The organism is Caulobacter sp. NIBR1757 (assembly GCF_027912495.1).
Classification (GTDB): domain Bacteria; phylum Pseudomonadota; class Alphaproteobacteria; order Caulobacterales; family Caulobacteraceae; genus Caulobacter.
The window spans coordinates 2,912,769-2,927,957 of record NZ_CP115463.1 but is presented as its reverse complement, the minus strand read 5'-3'; the positions used below and the strand labels follow the sequence as shown (position 1 = coordinate 2,927,957).

Here is a 15,189-nt window from a genome sequence, read left to right as displayed (position 1 = left end):
AGAGCCCGTCCGGGCGGCCGAACCGCACACACTTCGGCCTGACGGGCTCTAGAACCGCGTCAGTTCGGTGAAGCCGCCGAAGATCATCCGCTTGGGGTCGAAGGGGCAGTCGGGCGCCGCCATGCGCGGATCGGCCATCACCTTGGCGTTGACCTCGTCGCGCTTCTCCTTCGACTCGTAGGTGATCCAGGAGAAGATAACGACCTCGTCGTCCTTGGCCAGGACAGCGCGCGGGAAGCTGGTCAGCTCGCCGTAGGGCGTGTCGTCACCGACGCATTCGACGTAGCTGAGGGCGCCGTATTCCATCCAGATCGGGCCGCACAGGTCGGTCACCTTCTTGTACTCGTCGATCTTGTCCTTGGGCACGGCGAGTACGAATCCGTCGACGTAGGCCATCGTTGTCTCCCTTGGTTTGTGATCTCAGGACGTTGCGGCGGCCCCGGTTCCGACAGAGCCGCGGTGATTTTTCATGCCGGGGCCTGCAGCAGTTCAACGACGTAGCCGTCGAGGTCCTTGCCAAGACCGATCATGGCGCCGCCGAACGCCTCGACCGGCGCGGGGCCGAAGGTCATCATGCCGCCGGCCTCGACCAGGTTGGCGGCCACGGCCAGCGGGTCGGTGACGTAGAAGACCAGCTTGATCGGCAGGTTGCGGTAGCGGCGGTCGCTGCCGTCGGTCCAGTGCATCAGCACCAGGGCGACGCGGCCGTCATGTCCGAGGATGATCTCGTCCATATAGGGCAGCTTGATCCGCTGCAGCTCCTTCATGCCCAGCGCCGCCTTGTAGAAGGCGGCGGAGGCCTCGAGGTCGCTGACCCCGATGCCGGTGGCGCCGAGGTAGTCGGGGGATCTGGTCATGGGGCTCGCCTGAATAAGGACGAGCCTGAGGTCAGAGCTCGTCGAAGGGGGGCGGCAGTTCGCCGGACTTGAACAGCAGCACGGGGCTCTCGTCGTAGTCGCCCATCTCGGTGTCGGCCGAGATGCTGTAGGCGACGACGCCCAGCCGCAGGGGGCCGAGCCGCTCGGCCTTGCGGCGGGCTTCCTCGGCGGTCTTGCAGCCGATCGCCTGTTCGGCGCGGAACTTCGCTCGGCCCTTGCCGGCGACGTAGGCCTGGACCAGGTGAACCGTCTCGGTCGCCACCTATTTCTTGCCGGGCGGGGTCAGGAAGGGCGACGGGCCGGCCGGCGGCGGGGCCTTGGCCTGCTTGGGTTTGCGGGTTTCCTTGTTGGATTTCTTCTGGCCCTTGGCCATGGCCGGGCTCCTTTCGGTGCGCCCGGGCGAAATGCGGAGCGCCTGTTGCTATGCGCCCGCCCGCCCGGAACGCCAAGCCCGTCATTCGACCCCCAGCACCTTCTTGAGGAAGACGATCTCGGTGGCCCGGACCTGTTCCTGGTTGGACTTGCGGGCGATGCCGTGGCCCTCGTCCCTGGCCAGGACGTACCAGACCTCCGTGCCCTGCGCTCGCAGCTGGGCGACCATGGCCTCGCTCTCGCTCATCGGCACGCGGGGGTCGTTGGCGCCCTGGTAGACCATCATCGGCTTCTTCATGGCCGAGACGTAGCCGCGGGGCGAGATGCGGCCGAAGACCTCGCGCATCTTCGGATCGCGTTCGTCGCCGTACTCGGCGCGGCGCAGATCGCGGCGATAGCCTTCGGTGTTCTCCAGGAAGGTGACCCAGTCGCTGATGCCGTAGAGGTCGATGGCGCCTGAGATGCGGTCATTGTAGCGGCCGGCGACGGCCAGGCTCATGTAGCCGCCGTAGGACTGGCCGACGACGGCGACGCGTGAGGCGTCGAGGTCGGGTTGCGTGGCGATCCAGTCGAGCAGGGCGCCGATGTCCTTGACGCTGTCCTCGCGCTTCTCGGCGTTGTCGAGGGACAGGTAGGTCTTGCCGTAGCCGGACGAGCCGCGGACGTTGGGCACGATGACCACGGCGCCGATTTCGTTGACCCAGCTCTGGCGGCGCGGGTTGAAGCTGGGCAGTTCCTGGGCTTCGGGGCCGCCGTGGATTTGGATGATCACCGGGCGCTTGCCGGTCGAGGGGCCGGTGGGGCGGTAGACGAAGGCCGGGATCTGGCGCTTGTCGAAGGTGGCGTAGTGGATCAGCGAGGGCTCGACGAGCTGGCTGGCTTGCAGGCCGCCCAGTTCGCTGTTGGTCCAGCGGGTTAGCTGTTTCGACGCCAGGTCGTAGGACCAGACGTCGCCGGCGCCGGTGGAGGTCGACAGGCTGATGGCCAGCGACCTGCCGTCGTCGGAGAAGCCCATGCCGGTCAGCACCCCCTTGGGCAGGGGCACGGCCTGCTTGCCGCCGCCGGCGAGGTCGTAGAGATCGACCCTGCCGTAGCCGGCCTCGTTGGTCGCCACGGCCGCGGTCAGCCGGTCGGGGCTGAGGGTCAGGGCCTCGGCGCCCCAGAGCGGCGGACGCACCCGGCCGGGCCCATCGACGAACGACAGATGCCGCTGGGCGCCGCTGGCGATGTCCAGGACCACCGGCAGGGCGACCTCATTGCCGTCGTCGGACAGCAGCACCAGGCCCTGGCCGTCGGCGGTGAACTTGCCGGCGCTGTAGGCCACCTTGCGGTCGGTCGCGCCGACCGGCGTGGCCGCGCCCGTCTTCAGGTCGAGCACGAACAGCCGCGTCTCGGCCGCGCTGATGTAGCGGCTGAGCAGCACCTTGCCGCCGTCCGGGCTGATGTCCTCCGGGCTCATCGCGCCCGTGCCCTTGTGGACCAGGCGGCGACCCTGCGGATTGGCGACCTCCGCCAGCATGATGTCGTAGTCGCCCTTGCCGGGGGTGACCTGGGACCAGACGACGGTCTTGCCGTCCTTGCTGAAGACGAAGCTCTCGTTGCGGGTGCCGGGGGCGGTCAGCTGGACTTCGTCGCCGTCGAGGCTGCGGAGGAAGGCCTGGTAGTATTCCGCCCCGCCGACGTCGCGGGGGTAGAGGAACCGCTGGGCGCCGGGGACGGCCTGGGCGCCGTTCACCGGTTCGCTAAAGAAGGTCAGCTGGGTGCGGTCGCCGCCGGGGCGCTGCACGCGGTGGATCTGCTGGGTGTCGCCGAAGCGTGTGGCGATCAGCATCGAGCCGTCGGGCAGCCAGTCCTCGAACACCGCCGAGCGGGCGTTGTAGTAGGGGGCGATGGCGGCCTTCAGCGCGGCCGGGGTCTCCGGGGCGCCGTCGTAGACGAGGGCGCCGACCTCTCTTTTGCCCTGGGCGGCGGCGGGCAGGGCGATCAGGGCGAGGGCGAGGATCAGGGCTTTGCGCATGGGCGCAGGTTAGCCGGTATCCGCGCCGCCTCAAGCGGTGAGACGGTCCCCGGCGACGACCGGCGCCGCCACGGCGGCCGCGACGTGGTCGAGCAGGACCTGCATCTCCACCGGCTTGGTGATGAAGACCTCGACCCCGACGCCGGCCCATTCGGCCCGGTGTTCGGCCAGGGCGTTGGCGGTCAGGGCGAGGATCGGCGTGGCGGCGTTGGGGCCGGCGCGGCGGATCAGGGCGGCGGCCTCGACCCCGCCCATGACCGGCATCTGCATGTCCATCAGGATGACGTCGAAGGCGCGGTTGCCGGCCAGCTCGACCGCCTCGGCGCCGTTGGCGGCGATGGTGACGGCGGCGCCGAAGGGCTCCAGCATCATGCGGACGATGCGCTGGTTGACCGGATGATCCTCGGCCAGCAGCACCCGGACGCCGGTTCCGCTCCAGTCCTCGCCGGGCTCATGGGCGGCGACGGGGGCGGCCTCGGCCAGCATCAGGGGGATCTCGAAGCGGAAGACCGAGCCTTGGCCGACCTGGCTGCGCACGGTCAGGGAGCCGCCCATCAGCTGGGCCAGGCGGCGGCTGATGGCCAGGCCCAGGCCCGTGCCGCCGTGGACGCGGGTGACGCCGGTGCTGCCCTGTTCGAAGCTGGAGAAGATGCGGTCGCAGGTCTCGGCATCCATGCCGGCCCCGCTGTCCTCGACCTCGATCCAGAGGATAGGGTCGTCCATGCCGAAGCGGCCGGCGCGGACGGTGATCTGGCCGGACGCGGTGAACTTGGTGGCGTTGGAGAGCAGGTTGGAGACGATCTGCTGGAAGCGCAGCGGGTCGGTCATGATGCGGGCCGGGACGCCGGCCGGCTCGAAGGTCAGGGTGACGCCGCCCGCGGCCTTGGTCCGCCAGAGGTTGGCGGCCGCGGCCAGCTTTTCGGTCAGGTCGAAGGGGGCCAGCTCGACCTCCAGCTTGCCGCTCTCGATGCGCGACAGGTCGAGCACGTCGTTGAGCAGGCCGAGCAGCACCTCGCTGGCGTTGCCCAGCATGTCGACGTGGCCGGCCTGTTCCTCGGTCAGGTCCGTGCGGCGCAGCAGTTCGCCGGCGGCGACGACGGCGTTCATCGGGGTGCGGATCTCGTGGCTGATCGTCGCCAGGAAGTCGCTCTTGGCGGCGTTGGCCTTCTGGGCCGCCTCGATGGCGGCGTCGGTCTGGCGGCTGGTCGTCCAGATGCGTTTGACGGCCATCAGGGTGTGCAGGATGTAGACCCCGCCGCCGGTGGAGATCAGGGCCATCTGCACCGCGTCCGGCGCGGGGCTGGTCAGGCCGGTGATCAGCGGCAGGGCGACGATGTAGAGGCCGGGCGGGCCGATGACATAGATCAGGCCGCGCGGCGTCTGGGCCATCTGCAGGGCGTTGTTGATCAGCGAGCCGCACAGGGAGAGCAGGGCGAAGGCCATGCCGACGGCGGTGCCCTGGAACCAGAGGAAGACCGCCAGGGACGAATAGAGGCAGGCGTTCAGCGTCATGCTGGTCGCGAGGGCGACAGCGTGGGGCGGCGATACGGCGCTTGCCCCGGCCCGGCGCAGCGGGGCGCTGATGGCATGGTCGATGACCTGGCCGGCGACGACGGCGGCGAACCACAGGGGCGCGACCGGCCCCGGGGCCAGGACCCAGCCGATCATGCCGATGAAGGCCCCGAACCCGATGCGGATTCCCAGGTCCTTGCCACGGACGATGGCTATGGCGCGGAAGGCGGCGTTGGTCGCCGCTCGGTCGGTGGTCATGCGCAGTGGGGTCCCCATTGGAAAGTGTGTAGGGGGTGACGCTTAAGGACCGGTTGAGTTGGACGGAGAATTGTCGCGTCCGTCAGAACGCGGGCGGAGGAAACCTTCCGGGGTCCAGGCCGTTGCTGCCTTGCGCGGGGGCCTATGGTGCGACGAACGCCTCCCCGCTATGAGCAGGCTACCAGGGGCGGGGCGCGACGGCATGACGAGCACGGATCCGGCCGAGCAGGAGGCCCGGCGCCTCGCGGCACTGCGCCGCTACGGCATTCTCGACACCCCGCCCGAGGAGTCCTTCGACGAGGTCGCCCGGCTGGCCAGCCGGATCTGCGAGACGCCCATTGCCGTCATCAACCTGATCGACACCGACCGGCAGTTCTTCAAGGCCGAGGTCGGGCTGGGGGTGCGGGAAACGCCGCTGGAGACCAGCTTCTGCGCCCACGCCATCCTCGAGAACGACTTCCTGCAGGTGCCCGACGCGACGCTGGACAGCCGCTTCAGCGGCAACCCGCTGGTCACCGCCGACAACGGCCTGCGCTTCTACGCCGGCGCCCTCCTGAAGACCGAGGACGGGCTGGCCATCGGCACCCTCTGCGTGCTCGACAACCGGCCCCGCACCCTCACCCCCCTGCAGGAAAAGACCCTGCGCGTCCTGGCCCGCCAGGTGATGAACCAGTTCGACCTGCGCGCCGCCCTCCAGCGCCAGGGCGAGGACGAGAAGCGCTACCGCGCCCTGTTCGACAGCATGGACGAGGGCTTCTGCGTCATCGAGTTCCTCGACGGGCCGCATGGGCCCGACAGCGACTACATCCACATCGAGGCCAACGCCGCCTATGCCCGCCATGCCGGCATCGAGAACGTCGTCGGCCAGAAGCTGCGCGACATGGTGCCGGACGAGGCCGACAGCTGGGCGGCGCGCTACGGCGCGGTGCTGCGCACCGGGGTGCCGATCCGCTTCGAGCAGGAACTGGTGGCCACCGGCCGTTATCTCTCCCTGTCCTCCTTCCGCCTGGAGCCGCCGGAACGCCGGCAGGTCGCCGTCCTCTTCCAGGACATCACCGAGCGCCGCCGGGCCGAACACGCCCTGCAGACCCTCAACCAGACCCTCGAAACCCGGGTCGCCGAGGCCCTGGCCGAGCAGCGGGTGCTGGCCGAGGTGGTCGAGGGGGCCAGCGCCCTGGTCGCCGTGGCCGACACCCAGTACCGCTGGCTGGCGCTCAACAGCGCCGCCATCGACGCCTTCGAGGCCATCTTCGGCAAGCGGCCGAAGGTCGGCGACACCCTGTTCGACCTGCTGCCCGACGACCCGGCCGCCATCGAGTCCGCCAAGGGCCTGTGGGACCGGGCCCTGGGCGGCGAGGAGTTCGTGGTCACCGGCCCGATGGACGCCGCCGACCCCGACACCCGCTACTTCGAGGTCCGCTCCAGCCCGCTGCGCGATCCGGACGGGACCATCGTCGGCGCCTTCCAGTTCATCTACGACGTCACCGAACGCCTGTCCGAACAGGCGAGGCTGGCCACCGCCGAGGAGGCCCTGCGCCAGTCCCAGAAGATGGAGGCGGTCGGCCAGCTGACCGGCGGCCTCGCCCACGACTTCAACAACCTGCTGGCCGGCATCAGCGGCGCCTTCGAGATGATCGGCGCCCGCCTGGCCCAGGGCCGGACCAGCGACGTCGAACGCTACCTGGCGGCCGGCCAGGGCGCCGCCCGCCGGGCCGCGGCCCTGACCCACCGGCTGCTGGCCTTCTCGCGGCGCCAGACCCTGACCCCCCGGCCGCTGGTCATCAACCGCCTGCTCACCGACCTCAGCGAACTGGTCCGCCGCACCATGGGGGCCTCGATCACCGTCGAGACCATCGCCGCCAGCGGGCTGTGGCCGACCCTGGTCGACGACAACCAGCTCGAAAACGCCATCCTCAACCTCTGCATCAACGCCCGCGACGCCATGCCCGACGGCGGCCGCATCACCATCGAGACCGGCAACAAGTGGCTGGACCGCCGCACCGCCGCCGACCACGGGCTGGAGCCCGGCCAGTACGTCACCGTCTGCGTCAGCGACACCGGCAGCGGCATCGACAAGGCCATCCTCGACCGCGTCTTCGACCCCTTCTTCACCACCAAACCCATCGGCCAGGGCACTGGCCTGGGCCTCTCGATGGTCTACGGCTTCGCCCGCCAGAGCCACGGCCACGTCCGCATCTACAGCGAGGTCGGCCAGGGCACGATGGTCTGCCTCTACCTGCCGCGCCACTTCGGCGAGGCCGAGGAGGGCGCCCCCGCCGCCGCCCCGGTCGCCAGCCACCCCGCCGCCGGCGAGACCATCCTGGTGGTCGACGACGAGCCGACCGTGCGGATGCTGATCGTCGATTCCCTGACCGAGCTCGGCTACGCCTGCGCCGAGGCCGCCGACGGCCCCTCGGCCCTGACCGTGCTGCAGGGCAGCGCCCCCATCGACCTCCTGATCACCGACGTCGGCCTGCCCGGGGGCCTGAACGGCCGCCAGGTGGCCGACGCCGCCCGGGCCCTGCGGCCCGGGCTGAAAGCGCTGTTCATCACCGGCTACGCCGAGAACGCGGTGCTCAACCACGGCCATATCGAGCCGGGGATGGAGGTGCTGACCAAGCCCTTCGCCATCCGCGACCTGACCGAGCGGGTGGAGCGGCTGCTGCGGCGCTGAGGCCGCGCCGGGCGTCCTTTCCGCCGCCCCGGCTTATCGAAGCGGGACCATTATAGCACGCCCGGCGACCTACGGTCGCAAGGCGTCGACTCGCCAGGACGGCCGATAGCCGGCCCAAACCCCCGGAAACGTGGGCTTTCCGGGTGGCCGGGCGGCAGGGGACGTAGGCCCGGGCGTAGGTCGGTGCGTGGCCGAGGCGCGGGGTTTGTAGGCCGATGGGAGCGGGGCGCGGCCTACAGTCTTGGACACCGACCCGTCAGGCGGGCGGCGGACGTAGTTTTGGACCATGAATATGTCTAGACATATTCGCTAAGCCCTTGGCGGGGCGAGGTTTTTTCGCCGTCATTTCGGCCGTCGGCGCCGCCTCGGGGCGGTCAGGCGCGCGCCGTAGCCCGGGCGGCTGTCCACAGCAACCGCCGCCGCGCCTCTTGACTCCGACGGGAACAAAATAAGAACATCAGTCCAAGGAGCCCGCCATGCCCAGCCTCGCCGACCTCGACCCCGAAACCCGCGCCCAGGTCCACCGCGCCGCCATCGCCGAAATCGACCTGTTCCAGGCGGGCGACGACCCCCGGATGATCGAGGACCTGGCGGCGGCGGGGCGAGAGGGCTGCGGCGAGGGCGACGTCGGCGCCTGGGTGTCGGAGGCCCAGGAACAGATGGCGGAAGACCTGCGCCGGCGGCAGCAGGAACTGGCGGCGGCGTGCGGGGCGTTGGGGAGTTTGGTGCGGTTGATGGTGCGGGGGTAGTTAGCCAGTTTCTAGATCAGACGATCCACATCGGTTCTGGCTGGCGCGGATTGTTCTGCCGCGATGAAGCCGTCCGAAGTAACAGAATTCACTAAACTCTCGTAAGTATCTTGTAGTTCCTTAGGTAGCCTCGCCGCCGAAATGAGATACGCGTTCATCTGGAATAGGAATTGTCGAGCTCGCTTATTTTCCGAAAGCATTTGACTCAAGCGATGGTCGGGCTCCTGGCGAGATCCGGTCGCTGCTCTGAATGCAATTTCTTTGCTCAAGTAGGGCGTCGCCGATAAAAGATCTGGAGCATCAAGAAAGCTCCGAAACATATTTAGGAACCTGGGCCACTGCGGGAGTTCGAGGTCGATGCTCGAGTCTGGCGTCCCGCTATGATCAATTGATGCCTTAAGTGCTCTCCGCATTTGGTAGCTGTCTCGCCCACCCCACAAGTAATACCGGGCCGTCCTGTCAAAGTCTTCCTTGGTCATGTCAAACTGAAATATTGTCTTCATATCTGAGGCTGTCATCGCAGAAAAGCACGCAAAAGCCGACAGGGCCAATGAGTATATGAAGATATGCTTGGGTTTTCTTGGGTCGATTTCCGGCGCGGCCCTCAAGAGAATAGCGAGGGCACCTCGTAGACCCTTTGGTCCGTTGCGCTCGAGTGGCGGAGCCATGTTTGAAAATTGAACTAGTTCTTGGAGCCGCTGAACGCCGTTGGCAACCGTTGCCATTCCATCCCAGACATCCATATCGTCAAGGTAAGTGCAGTCATAGTTGTAGGCTGGCGCGACGCTTGAAGCATGTTTTTCGAAATTCAATTCGGAGTGGACGTGTACGCAGAGTTCATTAGCTGCCAATCTGTGGCTATAAGGTGCATCCTTTTTGAGGATGAGATACGCCTCTTGAGCATCGACATAGCGGGCGACGCCAGCTACCCAAAGGGCTCTGTTTATAGCACTCATCTTCCCAGTCTTGCAGTCGAAAAGAATTCTTCTCTCGGCGCCTCGGTGACCATATTGAATTCCAGCAACATCAATGTCCGTTATGTCTACAGGGCTCTCTTCGAGAGAGGCAGATGAACGAACGACGACCTCTGCGAATGGCACGATTGCTTGGGCGGCGCAAAACTTAGCTGCCATTCTCTTTTGAGCGCGATCTTTGATCATAGTTGCAACATGAATTGATCGATTTCGTGCATGGCGCGATCGGATATGATCGTTGAAGCCTGTGGTGCTCTCAATTGAGCAGATGAGATATGCGACCGAACGTACGCCTCATCCCGGGCGAGGAGAAGCCTAGCTTGAGTGTCTTGTTCTAGGTCCGCCGGTGTTTCGCCGCTTATAAGTTGATCTGCAATCCAAACGGCCTCGACGTTCTCCGGAACGTCAATCAGCCGAAATTTAAAGAACCCACCGCCGGTGTGTTCAAGTCGGCCGAGGCCCAATACAGTTAAGTTGCGATATTGATGCGCGGCTTCGGTGCTTGCCCTGATTGACTTTTCGTTTGCTAATTTGCTCAAGAGAGCGTGGGGATATTTGATCCTGTATGCCTCGGGCAGCAACTGCCCCTTACGCACTGCAGCAGCTAGCGCCATTCCTTTTTCGTATATTTCGCGCTTTGCTGCGCTCATCCTAACTTTCCCGGGCTCCGGAGTGAACACAAACTGCTCTGATGCGCCATTTGGTCTGGTTATGGTTGGCGGCTTGATTATGCCTTCTGCCGCTAGGGCCCTAACAAGCTCGGCTTGATCCGAACTGATAGAGACTTCTGAGATTCGCCTGTCAATCATAATGGTCGACAGTGGCATGCCTTGGTGCTGCCGAACCAGTTGTAGCACCCTGTGAATATTTGGGGTCTCGCCCCTGGCCGCCATGTCTATGAAGTTTTGAAGATTTCCACTAAAATAAAGTGGGCTTGCCAAAATATTTCGGCCACGAGCGCGTTGATCCGTAATAAGTCCTGCGTGACCGCCAATTTGTAGGGATGTGTTGAAGGCCGAATTATCAATGCCTATATTATTTCGCAGAGAGTCCTTATTCTGAGGTGCTTCATAGAGCCTCCTAAGAATTTCGATTGTGGCGGCCTCGATTTCATTTAACGGCTTTTGATCAATATATTCGCCAACGCGCTCGTAGGTATCCTCAAAATGGGGAATATCTGGTATGATTTTCTTAATGCTGCTTCCGGCTGTGACCAGGCGGATCAGTTCAAGTTCTGCGAGTATGTGCAGAATATGATCAAGGCTATCTGAACGAATTTTAAAATGGTGAGACGCCACGAGTCTCAGTGCGCCGTAGTCAATCTCTCCAAGACCTCTGAGATTTATCGCAAGAACAGCGGCCTTACCAATTTCTACGGCCGCGTCGTACTCTGGTACATCTGCTCCGTTCAGGCCGACCTGAAGGTCAAATGCAAATTCCGCAGTTGATTTCTTATCCAAAATTGTCCCCTCCGAAGGCCCCGCAACCTCCGACTTTTGGCCATCATGGGATGTGCGTCGGTCAAAGGCAACTGTGGGGTGGCGCGGTGTGGACTTCCCTCGATGTCCCCCCTCGGCTAACACTGCTCCCCGTTACGCGACTCCCGTCTTGCGCCATTCCGGGGGCCGCGCTCACAGGTCTCCGCGTCGACTCAGTCCGCGGGCAATGGCGTAAGCGTTAAGTCCAGAGGGGCTCTGAATGCAGGTTTCGCCGCAGGAGCGGTCGGTTCTGGAGTCTATCTCCGAGCGGGGCGAAGAGATCGTCGCGCGGGCCGTGGGGTGGTGCGCCGGCAATAGCGGCAGCCGCAATATCGAGGGCCTGAGGGCGACGCTGGATCTGCTGACGGCGGCCTGGGGCGAGGCCGTGCCGGGGGCGGAGGTCAGCCATGAGGCGCTCAGCCCCACGGTGGAGATCGCCGCCGACGGGCGCGAGACGCTGCATGAGCCGCCGCCGTCGCTGCTGCTGACCATGCGGCCGGAGGCGCCGGTGCAGGTGGTTCTAACTGGACACTATGACACGGTGTTTCCGGCCGGCAGTCCGTTCCAGGCGGTGGGGCGGCGGGCCGACGGGGCGCTGAACGGACCCGGCATCGCCGACATGAAGGGCGGCATCTCGGTGATGATGGCGGCGCTGGAGGCGTTTGAGCGGTTCGGCGAGGCCGGCAAGGTGGGCTGGCGGGTGCTGCTGAGCCCCGACGAGGAGATCGGCTCGCTGGGCAGCGGGGCGGTGCTGGCCAGGATCGGGCGGTTGGGGCATGTGGGGATGACCTATGAGCCGGCGCTGGCCGACGGCACCCTGGCCGCCGGGCGCAAGGGCAGCGGCAATTTCCACGTCAAGGTGACCGGGCGCTCGGCCCATGCCGGCCGCGCCTTCGACGAGGGGCGCAACGCCATCACGGCGGCGGCGCGGATCGCCGGGGCCCTGGACGGGCTGAACGGCGGCCGGGACGGGGTGACGGTCAATGTCGCCCGGATCGACGGCGGATCGGCGCTGAACGTCGTGCCCGACGTGGCGGTGGTGCGGTTCAATGTGCGGTTTCCCGATGCCGACGCGGCGCGCTGGCTGGAGGGGGGGATCGAGCGGGCCTGCGCCTGTGGGCGCGGGGATGGGCTGGGCGTGTCGATGTTCGGCGGGGTGACGCGGGCGGCCAAGCCGTTCAACGCGGCGCAGGAGGCGCTGTTCGGAGACGTGCGGCGGGTCGGGGCGGCGCTGGGGCAGGAGATTGCCTGGAAGTCGTCGGGCGGGGTTTGCGAGGGCAACAACCTGTTTGCCGTGGGGCTGCCCAATGTCGATACGCTGGGCGTGCGGGGCGGGGATATCCACAGCGAGAACGAGTTCGCCTGGCCGGAGAGCTTTGCCGAGCGGGCGCGGCTGTCGGCGCTGATGCTGATGAAGATGGCGTCGGGCGAGGTGGATGCGCGGCGGCTGCATGAGATGATGAAGGGTGGGGCGTGAGGGGGGCGGCGGTTTCAACTCTCCCCCCGCGAGCGGGGGGAGGACAGGTTTCGAGCCTCCAGCGAGAAACCAGGAGGCGGGCCCCACCGGCGGCGGGGATTTGCCTGAGGCGGGGGAGCCCCCCTCCTGCTTTGTCGCCTTCGCTCCAAAGCGGTCCTTCCCCCACTTCGCGGGGGGAGAGTTTGAATGGTCTGCGCTTCGCTGCGCTCGGAGAGATTTGATGTTCGTCGTGCGGCCCGCGGGCCCAAGTGATTTCGATACCCTGATGGAGCTGGCCGTGCTGTCGGGCCGGGGGTTTACCAGTCTGCCTGAGGACGAGCCGACCTTGCGCGACCGGCTGGCGCTGTCGGCGGCCAGTTTCGAGGGGGCGGTGGCGGCGCCGGAGGCCTGGTACACCATCATGCTGGAGGACACCGTCGATGGGTCCGTCGCCGGGGTGGCCGGGGTGAAGGCGGGGGTGGGGCTGAAGCGGCCGCACTTTTCTCTGCGGGTGGTGACCCTGGCGCAGTCGAGCCCGACGCTGGACCTGCGGTTCGATCACCAGGCGCTGGTGATGGTCAACGAATGCGCCGGCTGGTCGGAGGTGGGGAGCCTGTTCCTGCGGCCGGAGAAGCGCAAGGGCGGGGCCGGGCGGCTCTTGGCGCAGTCGCGCTACATGCTGATCGGCATCGAGCCGTCGCGGTTCGCCGAGATGGTGCTGGCCGAGCTGCGCGGCTGGTTCGACGAGGACGGGCATTGTCCGTTCTGGGAGCATGTGGCGGGGCGGTTCTTCCCCCTGCAGTTCGATGAGGCCGACCGGATGAGCGCCTCGACCAACGGCCAGTTCATCCTGGATCTGGCGCCGCGGCATCCGATCTATGTCGGGCTGCTGCCGCAGGAGGCGCGGGCGGTGATCGGCAAGTGTCACCGCGAGGGCGAGGCGGCGCGGGCCATGCTGGAGCGGGAGGGATTCCGGTTCCAGGGGCTGGTCGACCTGTTCGACGCCGGGCCGACGGTGAGTTGCCACCGGGACGACATCAAGACGGTCAAGGAGGCGCGGCGGCTGACCGTGGCCATCGGGACCGATGAAGAAGCGTACGGCGAAGAGGCGCTGGTCTCGACGACGGCGATCGGAGGGTTCCGCGCCGTGCGGACGCCGGTCCTGATCGACGGGGTCAAGGCGATCATGAGCCGGGAGGCGGCCGATGCGCTGAAGCTCGGCGAAGGCGAAGCGGTGAGTGTGAAGTCGTGAGCAAGGGTCAGTATATCGGCGGCCGCTGGGTCGCGGGCGAGGCGGGCGGTTTTGCGAGCGTCGATCCGGCGACCGAGGCGGTGGTCTGGGAAGGCGCGGCGGCCAGCGGGGCGCAGGTTGCGGCCGCCGTGGCGGCGGCGCGGGCGGCGTTCCATCCCTGGGCCGATCTGCCGCGCGAAGAGCGGGTGGCGGCGATGCGGCGCTATCAGGCCGCGTTGAAGGAAGCGCAGCCCGAGTTTGCAAAGGCGATTTCGCGGGAGAGCGGTAAGGCGCTGTGGGAGACCACGGCCGAGGTCGGCTCGATGATCGCCAAGGTGGATGCCTCGATCGCGGCTTACGACGAGCGGACCGGGGTGAAGGAAACGGCCATGGGGTTCGGGCGGGCGGTGTTGCGCCACCGGGCCCATGGGGTGATGGCGGTGCTGGGGCCGTATAATTTCCCGGTTCACCTGCCCAACGGCCATGTCGTGCCGGCGCTGCTGGCCGGGGACACGGTGGTGTTCAAGCCGTCGGAAGAGACGCCGTGGTCGGGGGAGATCATGGCGGGCGTGCTGGAGAAGGCGGACCTGCCGGCCGGGGTGTTCAACCTGGTGCAGGGCGGGCGCGAGGTGGGCGCGGCGCTGATCGACCAGGAGATCGACGGGCTGTTGTTCACCGGCAGCGGGGCGGCGGGGGCGCACTTCCGCCGGCATTTCGCCGAGCGGCCGCATGTGATCCTGGCGCTGGAGCTGGGCGGCAACAACCCGCTGGTGGTGTGGGATGCGGTGGACGCGCAAGCCGCGGCGGCCCTGGTGGTGCAGTCGGCGTTTATCACCACCGGGCAGCGGTGTTCGTGCGCGCGGCGGCTTATCCTGCCCGAGGGGCGCGAGGGCGATGCGGTGGTCGAGGCGCTGCTGGCGCTGACCGACCGGTTGCGGATCGGGCCGTGGGATGGCGAGGAGCCGTTCATGGGGCCGCTGATCCATGCGCGCGGGGCCGATGCGGCGCGCGAGGCGGCGGGCAAGCTGGGCGGGACGGCGTTGCGGGTTCCGGGGAAGGTCGCGGGGCTGAGCGACGCGTTCATCACGCCGGGGATCTACGACGTCGGGCATCATGAGACGCCGGATGAGGAGATCTTCGCGCCGATCCTGCAGGTTCGGCGGGCGGCGACCTTCGACGGGGCGATGAGCCTGGCCAACCACACGCGCTATGGGCTGTCGGCGGGGCTGATCAGCGATGACGCGGCGCTGTGGACGCGGTTCCAGCAGCGGATCCGGGCCGGCGTCGCCAACTGGAACCGGCCGACGACCGGGGCGGCGGGCACGGCGCCGTTCGGCGGCCTGGGCGACAGCGGCAACCATCGGCCGAGCGCCTACTATGCGGCGGACTACTGCGCCTATCCGGTCGCGAGCTTCGAGGCCGACCGGGTGGTCTCGACCCTGGGCGAGATCAAGGGGTTGAAGGCGTGAAGCGCCGCACCTCCTCCGCTGTCATCCTCCGGCCGCGCAGCGGACCGGGGGACCCAACGCGGCTCTGGATAGACTCCTGGCAGTCTTCACGCGGACAATTGGGTCCCCCGGTCGCCCTGCG

General features: G+C 67.0%; 13 protein-coding genes and 1 pseudogene. 6 read left to right on the top strand and 8 right to left on the bottom strand.

Features of this window, described 5'->3' with window-relative positions:
- Window positions 1-48: 48 nt before the first annotated feature.
- The 6 genes from O5I81_RS14490 to O5I81_RS14465 form a co-directional block, all read right to left on the bottom strand.
- Window positions 49-396 carry a DUF1428 family protein gene (locus O5I81_RS14490; RefSeq protein ID WP_271065567.1) on the bottom strand — a complete coding sequence of 116 codons (348 nt, stop codon included), beginning with the start codon at window positions 394-396 and terminating at the stop codon, window positions 49-51.
- A gap of 71 nt (window positions 397-467) precedes the next feature.
- Window positions 468-857: a VOC family protein gene (locus tag O5I81_RS14485; RefSeq protein ID WP_271065566.1), complete on the bottom strand. Its 390-nt coding sequence runs from the start codon at window positions 855-857 to the stop codon at window positions 468-470.
- A gap of 31 nt (window positions 858-888) precedes the next feature.
- The gene (locus tag O5I81_RS14480) at window positions 889-1,140 is read right to left on the bottom strand and encodes a hypothetical protein (protein ID WP_271065565.1); all 252 of its coding nucleotides are present in this window, start codon (window positions 1,138-1,140) and stop codon (window positions 889-891) included.
- Complete coding sequence (locus O5I81_RS14475; RefSeq protein WP_271065564.1) at window positions 1,141-1,251, bottom strand: hypothetical protein; 111 nt, start codon at window positions 1,249-1,251, stop codon at window positions 1,141-1,143. It abuts the gene before it with no gap.
- Between the two features lie 81 nt (window positions 1,252-1,332).
- Window positions 1,333-3,267, bottom strand: a complete 1,935-nt coding sequence (locus tag O5I81_RS14470; protein WP_271065563.1) for an alpha/beta fold hydrolase — start codon at window positions 3,265-3,267, stop codon at window positions 1,333-1,335.
- Window positions 3,268-3,297: 30 nt separating this feature from the next.
- Window positions 3,298-5,037: an ATP-binding protein gene (locus tag O5I81_RS14465; protein ID WP_271065562.1), complete on the bottom strand. Its 1,740-nt coding sequence runs from the start codon at window positions 5,035-5,037 to the stop codon at window positions 3,298-3,300.
- Between the two features lie 169 nt (window positions 5,038-5,206).
- Between O5I81_RS14465 and O5I81_RS14460 the strand changes: the two are divergent.
- The 3 genes and pseudogenes from O5I81_RS14460 to O5I81_RS14450 all read left to right on the top strand — a co-directional run.
- Window positions 5,207-5,695, top strand: a pseudogene (locus tag O5I81_RS14460) (GAF domain-containing protein); the annotation flags it as partial.
- Window positions 5,696-5,701: 6 nt separating this feature from the next.
- Complete coding sequence (locus tag O5I81_RS14455; protein WP_271069040.1) at window positions 5,702-7,711, top strand: PAS domain-containing sensor histidine kinase; 2,010 nt, start codon at window positions 5,702-5,704, stop codon at window positions 7,709-7,711.
- A 476-nt stretch (window positions 7,712-8,187) separates the two neighbouring features.
- Entirely contained in the window at window positions 8,188-8,460 is a 273-nt protein-coding gene (locus tag O5I81_RS14450) for a hypothetical protein (protein ID WP_271065561.1), read from the top strand.
- An 11-nt stretch (window positions 8,461-8,471) separates the two neighbouring features.
- Here the strand turns inward: O5I81_RS14450 and O5I81_RS14445 are convergent, their stop codons facing one another.
- Together O5I81_RS14445 and O5I81_RS14440 are read right to left on the bottom strand one after the other, a co-directional pair.
- Window positions 8,472-9,620 (bottom strand): hypothetical protein, encoded by a 1,149-nt coding sequence (locus O5I81_RS14445; protein WP_271065560.1) that lies wholly within the window; start codon window positions 9,618-9,620, stop codon window positions 8,472-8,474.
- Window positions 9,617-10,894, bottom strand: a complete 1,278-nt coding sequence (locus O5I81_RS14440; protein WP_271065559.1) for a hypothetical protein — start codon at window positions 10,892-10,894, stop codon at window positions 9,617-9,619. Before O5I81_RS14440 ends, O5I81_RS14445 begins: the two co-directional genes overlap by 4 nt.
- Window positions 10,895-11,132: 238 nt before the next feature.
- On the opposite strand from O5I81_RS14440, the gene O5I81_RS14435 reads away from it, so the two are divergent.
- From O5I81_RS14435 to astD, 3 genes are all read left to right on the top strand, one after another.
- The gene (locus O5I81_RS14435) at window positions 11,133-12,389 is read left to right on the top strand and encodes a hydrolase (protein ID WP_271065558.1); all 1,257 of its coding nucleotides are present in this window, start codon (window positions 11,133-11,135) and stop codon (window positions 12,387-12,389) included.
- 220 nt (window positions 12,390-12,609) lie between these two features.
- A complete protein-coding gene (locus tag O5I81_RS14430) occupies window positions 12,610-13,620 on the top strand; it encodes an arginine N-succinyltransferase (RefSeq protein ID WP_271065557.1) in 1,011 nt (336 codons plus the stop codon).
- The gene (gene astD / locus O5I81_RS14425) at window positions 13,617-15,068 is read left to right on the top strand and encodes a succinylglutamate-semialdehyde dehydrogenase (RefSeq protein WP_271065556.1); all 1,452 of its coding nucleotides are present in this window, start codon (window positions 13,617-13,619) and stop codon (window positions 15,066-15,068) included. Before O5I81_RS14430 ends, astD begins: the two co-directional genes overlap by 4 nt.
- The last annotated feature ends 121 nt before the right edge of the window (window positions 15,069-15,189 follow it).

Bases quoted from the DNA above. Each gene is read 5' to 3' on its own strand.
- O5I81_RS14490 (WP_271065567.1), bottom strand. From the start codon at position 396: ATGGCCTACGTCGACGGATTCGTACTCGCCGTGCCCAAGGACAAGATC.
- O5I81_RS14485 (WP_271065566.1), bottom strand. From the start codon at position 857: ATGACCAGATCCCCCGACTACCTCGGCGCCACCGGCATCGGGGTCAGC.
- O5I81_RS14475 (WP_271065564.1), bottom strand. From the start codon at position 1,251: ATGGCCAAGGGCCAGAAGAAATCCAACAAGGAAACCCGCAAACCCAAG.
- O5I81_RS14470 (WP_271065563.1), bottom strand. From the start codon at position 3,267: ATGCGCAAAGCCCTGATCCTCGCCCTCGCCCTGATCGCCCTGCCCGCC.
- O5I81_RS14465 (WP_271065562.1), bottom strand. From the start codon at position 5,037: ATGACCACCGACCGAGCGGCGACCAACGCCGCCTTCCGCGCCATAGCC.
- O5I81_RS14455 (WP_271069040.1), top strand. From the start codon at position 5,702: ATGAACCAGTTCGACCTGCGCGCCGCCCTCCAGCGCCAGGGCGAGGAC.
- O5I81_RS14450 (WP_271065561.1), top strand. From the start codon at position 8,188: ATGCCCAGCCTCGCCGACCTCGACCCCGAAACCCGCGCCCAGGTCCAC.
- O5I81_RS14445 (WP_271065560.1), bottom strand. From the start codon at position 9,620: ATGATCAAAGATCGCGCTCAAAAGAGAATGGCAGCTAAGTTTTGCGCC.
- O5I81_RS14435 (WP_271065558.1), top strand. From the start codon at position 11,133: ATGCAGGTTTCGCCGCAGGAGCGGTCGGTTCTGGAGTCTATCTCCGAG.
- O5I81_RS14430 (WP_271065557.1), top strand. From the start codon at position 12,610: ATGTTCGTCGTGCGGCCCGCGGGCCCAAGTGATTTCGATACCCTGATG.